General features: G+C 56.7%; 11 protein-coding genes. 9 read left to right on the top strand and 2 right to left on the bottom strand.

The window, feature by feature from the left end; genetic code table 11:
• Nucleotides 1-100: 100 nt before the first annotated feature.
• The gene (locus N909_RS0109265; RefSeq protein ID WP_029914324.1) at nucleotides 101-1,150 is read right to left on the bottom strand and encodes a substrate-binding domain-containing protein; all 1,050 of its coding nucleotides are present in this window, start codon (nucleotides 1,148-1,150) and stop codon (nucleotides 101-103) included.
• Between the two features lie 133 nt (nucleotides 1,151-1,283).
• A complete protein-coding gene (locus N909_RS0109260) occupies nucleotides 1,284-3,686 on the bottom strand; it encodes a penicillin-binding protein 1A (RefSeq protein ID WP_029914322.1) in 2,403 nt (800 codons plus the stop codon).
• A 601-nt stretch (nucleotides 3,687-4,287) separates the two neighbouring features.
• On the opposite strand from N909_RS0109260, the gene queC reads away from it, so the two are divergent.
• The 9 genes from queC (at nucleotide 4,288) to ybgF (ending at nucleotide 11,499) form a co-directional block, all read left to right on the top strand.
• Nucleotides 4,288-4,965, top strand: a complete 678-nt coding sequence (gene queC, locus N909_RS0109250; RefSeq protein ID WP_029914320.1) for a 7-cyano-7-deazaguanine synthase QueC — start codon at nucleotides 4,288-4,290, stop codon at nucleotides 4,963-4,965.
• Between the two features lie 13 nt (nucleotides 4,966-4,978).
• A complete protein-coding gene (gene folE2 / locus N909_RS0109245) occupies nucleotides 4,979-5,758 on the top strand; it encodes a GTP cyclohydrolase FolE2 (protein WP_029914319.1) in 780 nt (259 codons plus the stop codon).
• 15 nt (nucleotides 5,759-5,773) lie between these two features.
• Complete coding sequence (locus N909_RS0109240; RefSeq protein ID WP_036683042.1) at nucleotides 5,774-6,460, top strand: TIGR04282 family arsenosugar biosynthesis glycosyltransferase; 687 nt, start codon at nucleotides 5,774-5,776, stop codon at nucleotides 6,458-6,460.
• A 97-nt stretch (nucleotides 6,461-6,557) separates the two neighbouring features.
• The gene (gene tolQ, locus N909_RS0109235) at nucleotides 6,558-7,235 is read left to right on the top strand and encodes a protein TolQ (protein ID WP_029914315.1); all 678 of its coding nucleotides are present in this window, start codon (nucleotides 6,558-6,560) and stop codon (nucleotides 7,233-7,235) included.
• Nucleotides 7,236-7,658, top strand: a complete 423-nt coding sequence (gene tolR, locus N909_RS0109230; protein ID WP_029914313.1) for a protein TolR — start codon at nucleotides 7,236-7,238, stop codon at nucleotides 7,656-7,658.
• A 10-nt stretch (nucleotides 7,659-7,668) separates the two neighbouring features.
• Nucleotides 7,669-8,559 carry an energy transducer TonB gene (locus N909_RS25670; RefSeq protein ID WP_051689641.1) on the top strand — a complete coding sequence of 297 codons (891 nt, stop codon included), beginning with the start codon at nucleotides 7,669-7,671 and terminating at the stop codon, nucleotides 8,557-8,559.
• Entirely contained in the window at nucleotides 8,556-9,857 is a 1,302-nt protein-coding gene (tolB, locus tag N909_RS0109220) for a Tol-Pal system beta propeller repeat protein TolB (RefSeq protein ID WP_029914308.1), read from the top strand. Before N909_RS25670 ends, tolB begins: the two co-directional genes overlap by 4 nt.
• 160 nt (nucleotides 9,858-10,017) lie before the next feature.
• The gene (gene pal, locus N909_RS0109215) at nucleotides 10,018-10,593 is read left to right on the top strand and encodes a peptidoglycan-associated lipoprotein Pal (RefSeq protein ID WP_029914306.1); all 576 of its coding nucleotides are present in this window, start codon (nucleotides 10,018-10,020) and stop codon (nucleotides 10,591-10,593) included.
• Nucleotides 10,594-10,692: 99 nt separating this feature from the next.
• Entirely contained in the window at nucleotides 10,693-11,499 is an 807-nt protein-coding gene (ybgF, locus tag N909_RS23795; RefSeq protein ID WP_051689640.1) for a tol-pal system protein YbgF, read from the top strand.
• The last annotated feature ends 41 nt before the right edge of the window (nucleotides 11,500-11,540 follow it).

Here is an 11,540-nt window from a genome sequence, read left to right as displayed (position 1 = left end):
CATAACATCGCCCCGCCTGCGCCTTGACTGGCGTGGCCGGGCAGCCTGCCCTTCCCTCCTCTTTCCGGAGAGATTCTTTTTCATTTTCTGCCGCGTGCGGTCAGTCAGCGGCCAGGGCGGTGCCGGTTTGCGCGATACGCCGATAACGCACTCTTTCTTCTGCAGGCATGACAATCAGGTTCAGTTCGGCGAGGTAGCCGTCGGGCCCCCAGGCGGGATCGGAGGTGAATTCAGCCACATAATCCTTAAGTCCGGGCACCTGGGCTAAGTGAGCTTTTTTGATATAAAAATAGAGAGACCGTGCCAACGGATAGGCGCCGGAGACAATATTCGCCGGGCTGGGCAGGACCTGCTCGATGGCAGCACCCTGCAGGTGTTTCCGGTCTCGGGCCAGAAAGTTATAACCGAAAATTCCGAACGCCATGGGCCTGGAATGAAGGGCTTTGACAATCAGTTCGTCACGCTCCCCTGCTTCGATGAACGTCCCATCGTCGCGTATGGTCTCGCAGATTTCGCGGTACTGTTGCTTGTGATGTTTCTTTAACGCCCTGATCCAGGGGATGCTCTGACAGCCTCTCTCCATGGCCAGCTCGGTAAATAGATCGCGGGTCCCCGAGGTCAGCGGCGGACCGAGAACAATAATCTGTTGATCAGGTAAAGACCGATCAAGCTGTTGCCAGCGGGTATAGGGATTGGCGATCAGCCTCCCCTCTTCCCCCTGGACAGGGACCCGGGCGGCCAGAGCCAGAAAAATATCTCGGTTGGAAAGGCTGAATTCCGGAGCGGTATTCAGATTGGCCAGCACAATGCCGCCATAGCCGATTTTGATTTCAACGATATCGGTTACCCCGTGGGTGCGGCAGAGGTCAATTTCCGCGGGTTTGATGCGGCGTGAAGAATTGCTGATATCGGGGAATTCAGGGCCGTTGCCCTGGCAGAAAAGCTGAAAGCCGCCACCGGATCCGGTAGAGGACAGTTGAGGGGAGGGATGACCGGTGTTCTTGGCGAAATTTTCGGATACGGCCCGGGCAAAAGGGAAAACCGTTGAAGAACCAACGATTTGAATCCTGTCCCGCGGCCACCCCGCAGCTGCAGCGCAGAGCGGGGAAAGCGCTATTACCAGCAGCCATAGCAGGATGAATCTGATCATTTGGGCCGGGCTCCCATCCGAAGTCTGTTTGTTGCTTGAGACTGCTATAAACACCTTATTTGTTAGGTGCTTATTAGGACGGGATCATTTTTATCGGCCAATGAATGCAAAGAACTATTTCCGGTCGGCCCGGTCAGAGTGTTCCTTCCATATCGAGGCGGAAGAAGTCCTTTGCTTTAAGCTTCTCGTCGCTGCTCAGCCGGGTCGGAGCGGTCCCGGGAGCAAAGGCTTCGTAATAGGCATGCGGATCGTCTTCCGGAAGCAGCAGCCCGTTCTTCTTGTCAATGGGGTGAAATTCAATGGAATCCGGGACCTCGAAGTTTGCGGCCGGATACTGCTTGTCGGCTTCCTGCATGAACTCGACCCAGGCCGGGGCTGCGGCCCGGGACCCGGTTTCACTCTTGCCGAGCGGTTTTTCCTGGTCGTAGCCAACCCAGGAAACGCAGGCCAACTGAGGGATGAAGCCGATGTACCAGGCATCCTTCAGGTCATTGGTGGTGCCGGTTTTTCCGGCTGACGGCCGACCCAGGGCTTTGGCCCGCCAGCCGGTTCCTTCCTGGACCACGCTCTCCATGATATTGGTAATGAGATAGGCGGTCTCCGGGGAGATCACCCGGTGCGGCGGTTTGCGGATCAGTCGCTGGTCCGCGGCCATGCCGGTGGCAAAGTCCGCCGGATCGATGGATTCAAGGATCCGGCCGTCGCGGTCGCGAATGCGGGTTATGTAGGTCGGCGGGACCAAAACCCCGCCGTTGGCAAAGACCGTGTAGGCGGTCAGCATCTCCAGGGGGGTCACTGCGGTTGAACCGAGGGCCATGGACAGGTCTCGCTGCAAAGGAGTATCGATGCCCAGCTTGGCGATATAATTGGCCGCATAGTTGATCCCGATATCCTCGAGGATCTTGATGGTGACAACGTTGCGTGAATGAGCCAGGGCCTGGCGGAAAGTGGTCGGGCCGTAGAATTTTTCTTCGTAGTTCTTCGGTTTCCACTCCTCCAACTCGCCGGTGTCGATCTTTCTGTTTTCATAGATCAGCGGAGTGTCAAGGATGATGCTGGCCGGGGTGTAGCCGCGGTCCAGGGCGGCGGCGTAAATCAACGGCTTGATGGAGGAGCCGGGCAGACGCTTGGCCTGGATGGCCCGGTTGAACTGGCTTTTTTCAAAGTCGTAGCCGCCGACCATGGCTTTGATCTGACCGCTGAACGGATCGATGGCCACCAGCGCGCCCTGGGCCTGGGGTTCCTGTTCGAGCTTGAGCTTGAGTGGTTTGCTGGTGCTGTCTTCGACCAGAACCTCGATCACCGAACCAATCGGAAACAGGGTCCGCCTTTGCTCGCCGGCATTGCCGAGAGGCTCGACCTGTTCATCAGTCACGCTGATCGGTGCGGCCCATTTACTCTCTTTGACCGAAATCTCTCCCTGCCGGTCGGCAATGCGGCACAGCAACCGGTCACCGTCCAGGCCGCTGACGATAGCTTGGACATAGCTGCCGTCACTCAGCGGTTCTTCCGCGAACTGCTCCACCTGGTCGGCCAGAAAATCCTGCTGTCCGGCGCTATCGAGAACCTCTGTGGCGCCCTGGTAGCCCTGACGTTTATCGTGGTTGCGGAGGTTGTCTTTGACCGCCTTGCGGGCGGCCTCCTGCATGGCCAGGTTGATGCTGGTTTCGACCTGCAGGCCGCCGGTGTAAAGCATCTCTTCACCGAAGCGCTCTTCCAGATAGCGACGGACCTGTTCATTGAAATAAGCCGTGACATCAAGCAGGCTGTTCAGGCGCGGTTTGATGACCACCTTTTCCTGCGCCGCCTGGCGGCTTTCCTCCGGAGTGATATACCCTTCCGCGACCATTCGGCCGAGGACATATTTCTGCCGTTCCATGGCCCGCTCGTAGTGGCGGTAAGGTGAATAGCGGCTGGGGGCCTGCGGTAATCCGGCCAGAATGGCCGATTCGGCCAGGGTCAATTCCTCGACATTTTTATCAAAGTAATTCTCCGCGGCCGCTTCAACGCCGTAAGCACGATGGCCGAGATAGATCTGGTTGAGGTAGAGATAGAGGATTTCTTGCTTGCTCAGGGCCTTTTCCATCCGCCAGGCCAGAATCGCTTCCTTAAACTTGCGGGTGAAGGTCCGTTCCGAAGAGAGCAACAGTTTTTTGGCCACCTGCTGGGTAATGGTGCTGCCGCCCTGGGCGATCCCGCCGGCCTTGAGGTTCTTTAGCGCGGCACGGATAATGGAGACAAAATCGATGCCCGAGTGTTTGAAAAAGCTCGAATCCTCAGCCGCAACAAAGGCCTGGATCAGGGTCTTGGGGATTTTATCAAAAGGCACCAGAATGCGTCGTTCATGGGAGTATTCGGCGATGATGGTGCCATCGTCGGCATGGATGCTGGTGATCAGCGGCGGGTGGTAGTCGGCCAGGGTTTCGACCTTGGGCAGGGTCGACGACACGAAAAAATAGGCGCCGATTAAAAATGCCGCTGCCAATAAGGGGGAGCCGAGGAGGAAGAATAAAACGTATTTAAGGGAGCGCTTCATGGTGGACTATGACCTGCAGAATATGGAAAATTTATGCTTCTCATTTTATGCTGCGAATATCAAGTACTGATAATTGAGCCAGAAATTTATAACATGGCGCTGTCGGCGGAGCAACAGCTAGTGGTGCTTCGCAGCGGAAATTAAGCCCGCTTGCTCGGGGTTCTGGGCAAGATTCCGCAAAAGCTTGACCGCCCTGGCGGGTTCAGCCTATGCTCCGCATTTATTGATTCGCCTCGCCCGGCGGGCGATTAATGGTCTGCCGCGGCCACGAAAGAGGCGGATAAAAGCAATGACTGTCCCGAATGTCTCTCGTTTAAGCAACTTTGCAGTAAACTCGGGACTGTCCCCAGGGTCATCGGGGGCTGTTCCAAGAGTTTGCGAGCCATGAAACTGTCGCGGTTAACACCGCAAAGACCTGGGACAGCCCCCGTGCGGGGACAGTCCCGGTTTTGCTGCCAGCGACTCTTAAACTAGCGCCATTCATGACTGTCCCCAACGTCGTTGATTTTGTAAGGTCAGGGGATGCGCATTGCTCCCGACCACGTTTGAAAAAGTCCGCCCATGGATTTTTTCAACAACCTGTTAGCAGAGGATTGAAGCTATGAAAAAAGCCGTTGTGCTCTACAGTGGTGGACTTGATTCGACAACCTGCATGGCCATTGCCCGTGACGAAGGGTTCGAGGCCTATGCCCTGAGTTTTGCCTATGGTCAGCGCCATACCGTCGAATTGGCAAAGGCCCGTGAATATGCTCCCCGGATCGGCGCCAAAGAGCATCTGGTCGTTGATATCGACCTGCGGAAAATGGGCGGCAGCGCTCTGACCGCGGATATCGAGGTTCCTAAAAGCGGGGTGGTGGAAAACGAGATTCCCATTACCTATGTGCCGGCCCGCAATACCATCTTTCTCTCCTTCGCCCTCGGCTGGGCCGAAGTGCTGGGGGCTTCAGATATCTATATCGGGGTCAACGCTCTTGACTATTCCGGCTACCCCGATTGTCGGCCGGAATTCATCAAGGCCTATGAAGTCATGGCCAATCTGGCGACCAAGGCCGGAGTGGAAGGAAACCCCTATCGCATTCATACCCCGCTGATCGATTTGACCAAGGCGCAGACCATTGAGCGCGGCCTGGCTCTGGGCGTTGATTATGGGTTGACCCATTCCTGCTATGATCCGACTCCGGAGGGCCTCTGCTGTGGACTTTGCGACTCCTGCCGGTTGCGCCTGAAAGGGTTTGCCGAACTCGGTAAAGAGGATCCTGTTGCCTATGTCCGGCGTTGAAAAGGCCCCGACCATGACGCCGATGCCAGATATGCAGCAAAGTCCGGATACCCGCAAGATCGCCATCGACAAGGTCGGCGTCAAGGATATCGGTTATCCGGTGGTGGTGCAGGACAAACACCGGGAACGCCAGCACACCGTGGCGCGGGTCAACATGTATGTCGACCTGCCGGAACAGTTCAAGGGCACCCATATGAGCCGTTTCATCGAGGTGCTGAACCTGTATCACGGTGAAATCAGCGTCGAGAATATCGAGACGATTCTGGGCGAGATGAAACAGCGCCTCGAAGCGGGTCGCGCCCATCTCGAGCTGAGTTTTCCCTACTTTATTGAAAAGCGGGCACCGGTCTCCCAGGCGCGCAGCCTTCTCGAATATCAGTGTCGGATGATCGGAACTTTGGGTGAGAATTATGACTTCATCCTCGAAGCCAGCATTCCGGTCACCTCGCTCTGCCCCTGTTCCAAGGAGATCAGCGAGCGGGGCGCTCACAACCAGCGCAGCATCGTGACCGTGCAGATCCGCTACGACGATCATGTCTGGCTGGAAGATCTGATCGCATGGGTGGAAGACTGTGCCAGCTGCCAGGTCTATGCCCTGCTCAAGCGGGAAGATGAAAAAGCGGTGACCGAGCGTGCTTACGACAACCCGATGTTTGTCGAAGATATGGTGCGGGCGGTGACGGAAAAACTGCGGACCATCGAGCGCATCCGTTGGTTCAAGATCCAGTGCGAGAATTTTGAGTCGATCCATAATCATTCGGCTTACGCCATGATCGAAGGGCAAAATTGCTAGCCTGTGGATAACTTTGTGGACGATGTGGATATCTTGTGGCAAAACCAGGGCAAAAAGGCGCTGTTGGCGGTTTTTGCCAAACAGCCGCTGCCCGGCCAGGTCAAAACCCGCCTCTGTCCACCGCTGAGCATGGCTGAAGCCGCGGCAGTTTATGAACAGAGCCTGACGGAAATTGTCAGTCGGATCGAAAGCCTGCGCCACCGCTTCGACCTGGCGATCTGCTACTCCGGCGCACGGGATTGGTTTGCCGAAACCTTTCCGGGGGTGCAACTGGTCGCGCAACAGGGCGCCGACCTCGGTCAGCGCATGGAGCACGCGCTGGGGGGATTCTTTGCCGCCGGCTATGAGCGGGCCGTGCTGATCGGCAGTGATACCCCTGACCTGCCGCTATCTTTGCTTGAGCAGACCCTGGAACTGCTCGATGAGGTCGAGGTGGTCTACGGCCCGGCCCGGGACGGCGGCTATTACCTGATCGGGGAATCCCACCACTATCCACAACTATTCTCAGAGATTCCCTGGAGTACCGCTGTCGTTTTGCAGGAAAGCCTGAAACGGGCCAAGGCGGTCGGTATTTTTACTGCGCGCTTGCCGGTCCTGGAAGATCTCGATGATCTGGCGGCGCTGAGAAGCCTCCTCAGACGCAGCCCGGCGAGCCGGACCGCCCTTTATTTGCAGCGCGAATTGTCCCGCCATTTCGGGTGATTGCTTGACAGACTCGGACAGGTGCCTGATAATTCGATGGATGTTCTTTTTAACGGGCTGATGATTTTCAGGCCCAGCTCAAAGGAGAAAGCAGTTGCTGGAACTCGTCTTTAACGCAGGCCCGGTGGTTAAACTGGTCCTGCTCATTCTGGTTTATTTTTCCCTCGTTTCCTGGGCAATCATCTTTTACAAGGTCTCCATCATTCAGCGGGCGATCAAGGATTCAGACCGGTTCCTGGATTTCTTCTGGACCAAGAAGCGGTTTGACCTGGTCGGCCAGGGGATCAAGGAATTCAGCAATTCACCTATCGCCAACCTGTTCCGGGAAGGCTACCATGAGATGCTGCAGATGAAGAAGAAGGGGAGCGAGCAAGGTGAATCCCAGGCGGATTTTTCCCTGCGGATGGATATGACTGAAATGGTCGGCCGCGCCCTGCGCCGGGCCACCACCCAGGAGACCCACCGGCTGGAAAAGTATCTGACCTTTCTGGCGACCACCGGTTCGACTGCACCCTTCATCGGGCTGTTCGGAACGGTCTGGGGGATCATGGACGCCTTTCATGGCATCGGCCAGACCGGCAGCGCTTCTTTGGCCGTGGTCGCGCCGGGGATTTCCGAGGCGCTCATTGCCACGGCCATCGGCCTGGCGGCAGCCATTCCGGCCGTTATGGGGTACAATCATTTCCTTAACAAAGTTAATGTCCTGATCGGCGAGATGGATAATTTCAGCCAGGAGTTCCTGAATATCGTCGAGCGGATGGAACGGGTGAAATAAATGGAGGTCGGACGCCCAGCAGCGGGACGCCGCAGCAACCTTTCCCAGATCAACGTGACGCCGTTGGTCGATGTCATGCTGGTTCTGCTGATTATTTTTATGGTCACCGCTCCCATGCTTGACCAGGGAGTCGAAGTCAATTTGCCGGAGGTTGCCGAAGCGCCGGGACTGCCGGCCCAGCAAGAGCCGCTGGTGGTCACCCTGCAACGCGACGGCCAGGTGCTGATCGGCAAGGCTCGGATTGACGACCTGAACAAGCTCGGCCCGGTCATCCAGCAGGCCCTGAAAGGCAAGCCTGACCGGGAAGTCTTCCTTGAAGCTGATCAAAAGGTCGCTTACGGCCGGGTGGTGCAGGTGATGGCCGCAGTGAAAAAAGCCGGTGTCGAAACGCTGGGTATGGTGACCCAGCTGCCGGAGGAATAACCGCAGGCCCATGGAAGCTTCCCGTAAACAGCGCTGGCGGCAGATGCAGGCGGTGTTTGAGCCCGGTTTCAAACAGATGTTGCTGGTTTCATTTTTGCTTCACCTGTTGGTTCCGGTGCTTTATTTCACCCCTCTGTTTCATCATGATATGATCAAACCCCCGGTTTACCGGGTCAACCTGGTGAACAAGCCGGTCAAAAACCCCCAGGCCGGTCGCCCGGAGGCGGCCAAGAGCGAGGCCAAACCGGCGCCCAAGCCAGCCCCGCCCAAACCGAAGCCCGAGGCCAAGCCGATTCCGCCGCAGCCCAAACCGGTCCCGAAGCCTGAGCCAAAACCGGAACCGAAACCGGAACCGAAACCACAGCCCAAGCCCAAGCCCAAACCGGAGCCCAAACCGGCCCCCAAGCCGGAACCGAAACCGGCAGTCTCCACGGCCCAGGAAAAAGCGCTGCAACAACGATTGGACCAGCTACGGGCCGCCCAGGAAAAGAAGGCCCGGGAACAGGCTTTGAATGATCGCCTGGCCGCGTTGCGTGCGGCGGTGGCTGCGGAAAGCAGTAAAGTTGAGTCGCCGGTGCCTGATGCGCCGGTTGGCATGGCCGACGGCAAAGGGAATGAAGAAGGGGTCAGCGCCCTCGCCTTTGTCCAGGAATATATTCAGCAGCAATGGAGTTTTTCCAAATACCAGGCCGTGGGCAATCCGCAGGCGGAGGTGGAACTGGTCTATGATGCCGGGGGAACGCTGCTGCACTACAAGTTTATCAGTAAATCGGGGCATGCGGCTTTTGATGAATCCCTGATCCGGGCCATTGCCAAGTCGCGCCAATTGCCGCAACCGTTGCCTGAATCGATGACCCTGCAGATTGTTTTTAACCTCAAAGAGATGTTGGACAAACCATGAATTATTTCAAGGGAACCCTCATTGTCTTATTATTGTGTGCCTTGTTCTTTGCTACCCCTGGCTTTGCCGCACGGATTGAAATCAGTTCACCGGGAGAACAGACCATCCCCCTGGCCCTGACCCAACTGCTGCCCATTGGTGCGCCCCAGCCGGGGATTGCTGCCGAGTTCAATGAGGTGCTGCAGAATGACCTTGAACTGTCCGGGTTGTTCGATATGGTGGCCCCGGAAGCCTTCCTGAGCGATGCAACCAGGCCCGGGTTGACCCGGAATAACATCGATTTTGGCCAGTGGCGGATGCTCGGGACCGAAGCCCTGATCAAAGGGGCCTATCAGCTCAGCGGTGGCAAAGTGACCATCGAATTGCGGCTCTTTGACGTGGTGACCCAACGGCTGTTGAGCGGTCGCCGCTACATCGGGCAACCAAGCGATGTGCGCAAGATCGCCCATACCTTTGCCGATCAGGTGTTGCTGAGCCTGACCAACGAGAGCGGTCCGTTCGATACCAAGATCGCTTATATCTCCAATCGGACCGGACACAAGGAACTCTACCTGATGGATGTCGACGGCTTCGGCCCGGTGCGCCTGACCGATCATCGCTCCATCGTTCTGAACCCCGATTTTTCCCCGATCCGCAAGGAACTGATTTTTACCTCCTATCGCCAGGGCAACCCGGATCTTTATCGCAAGGAAATCTACACTGGCCGTGAATCACGGCTGTCCCTGCAGCCGGGGCTGAACATCGGCGGCCGCTACAGTCCGGACGGACGGGAGATCGCCCTGACCCTCTCCAAGGACAAGAACTCGGAACTCTACCTGATCGGCACCGACGGAACCATTCATAAACGGCTGACCAATCATTACGGTATCGATGTGGACCCGACCTGGAGCCCGGACGGCAACCGCATAGCTTTCGTGTCGGATCGGCGTGGCAACCCGAATATTTTTATTGTCGACATCGACAGTCTCGACGTGACCCGCTTGACCTTTGCCGGAAAATACAACGCCACTCCGGCCTGGAGCCCCAAAGGGGATCGGATCGCCTTTGCGCGGATGGATGACGGGGTGTTCAATATTTTCACCATCGGTCAGGACGGGACTGACGAGCGCCAGCTGACCTTTGGCGCCGGCAACAAGGAGCACCCCCGCTGGAGTCCGGATGGGCGCTTTATCGTCTATTCGCGGGGGAGCGGGGGGGATAAATCGATCTGGCTGATGCGCGCCGACGGCACCGGAGCCAGAAGGATTTCCGCTGCCGGAGAAAGCGCCAGCCACCCGGCCTGGTCCGGACACTGGTGAGTCTGAAAAATCAGCTTAACTGCGGATGTCAACGAAATAATATACATTTCTTGACATATTGGGGTGTTGTTTTTGTGGCCGGCTTCTGTATAATGTCCTGAATGTGAAAAGTGTAACGAATTATTAAATTAAATCGCAAATGCGAAAGGAGTGGTAGATCATGCAGAAATTAACCATAACCCGTCTGGTGGTGATGCTCTTCGCCTTGACCTTGCTGGCTGCGGGCTGTGCCAAAACGCCTGTTGCTGATGAAACCATGACCGAGCAGCCGGCCCAGGTTGAAGTTCAGCAGCAACAACCTGCCGGGGTTGTTGAGCAAAATATTACCGATTCCTCCACCACCATGACCGACAATTCCGCCAATGCTGCCGCCGCAGCCATGGCTGCAGAACAGGCTGCTGCCAGCGGTCTGCAGAGAATTCATTTCGATTTCGACCAATATGTGCTGACTGAAGAAGCAAAATCGATTTTGGTCAACAATGCCGGACTGCTGCGTGCCGCACCGGGTGTCAAAATTGTCGTCGAAGGGCACTGTGATGAGCGCGGCTCTGACGAGTACAACTTGGCCCTGGGCGAGAAACGTGCCCTGGCCACCAAGGACTTTTTGGTCTCTCTGGGTGTTGCTGCCGACCGCATCAGCACCATTTCCTACGGGGAAGAGATGCCGCTGGATCCGGCCCATACCAAGGAAGCCTGGGCTGAGAACCGCCGGGCGGAGTTCAAGGTCAAACGCTAGATCTTGCTGACAATCAACCAGGGCCGCTCATTTTAACGAATGTGCGGCCCTTTTTGTTTAAAGCCCGGTTGCATCGGGCTTGAACACAGGAGGATAACGATGCGCGTCATTTTGGTTTTGGCGAGCTTGCTGCTGTTGGCGGGCTGTCTCCCTCCCACCCAGGAGCAGTTGCGAACCGAGAAGGACCTGGCGGAGATGAAGCGTCGCCTGGCGCAGCTGGAAGTCCGCAATGCAGAAGCCGCTCAATCAGAAACCGCCGGCGGCGACGCCCTGCAGCGCCAATTGGCGGAAGTGACCGCCGGGCTGGATAACCTGCGGGTTGAGTTTCAGTCCGTTTACGGTCGCATGGACGACCTGGCGAAGAACAACCAGGCCTTGGCCGACGAACTGCAAGTGGTCAAAGAGGATATTGGGCTGCAGCTGACTTCCCTGGAGAATCGGGTTGGTGAACTGGATACCCGACTGGGGGAACAGGCGGCTGCGGTCAAGGCTCCCCAGGAGCAACCCCAGCAACAGGTTAAAGCGGAGCCGACGGCCGAGGAGCTTTATGAACAGGCTTTGGATCTGATCAGAAATCAGAACCGTTTTGCTGACGGCCGTAAATTATTGGAACAATTCATTGCCAAATATCCAAAACACGATCTTTATGTCAATGCTTATTACTGGATCGGCGAGTCGTACTACGGGGAAAAAGACTATGAGCTGGCCATTCTGCAGTTCCAGGATGTGATCAGCAAATACCCCCACCATCCCAAGGCTCCGGCCGCGATGCTGAAGCAGGCCCTGGCATTCAACGCCCTGGGGGATGCACAGAACGCTAAAACAACCATGCAGAAACTGGTTGAGGATTATCCCGACTCTGCCCAGGCGGATTCAGCCAAAAAATTCCTGGCCAAAGGACAGTAGCAAGCGGCACACTGGTGTGCAGCGGGTATGATAAAGAAAAG

Source organism: Pelobacter seleniigenes DSM 18267, from assembly GCF_000711225.1.
Classification (GTDB): Bacteria; Desulfobacterota; Desulfuromonadia; order Desulfuromonadales; family Geopsychrobacteraceae; genus Seleniibacterium; species Seleniibacterium seleniigenes.
The sequence above is the reverse complement of the archived record's forward strand: the minus strand, read 5'-3'. Positions and strand labels throughout refer to the sequence as shown.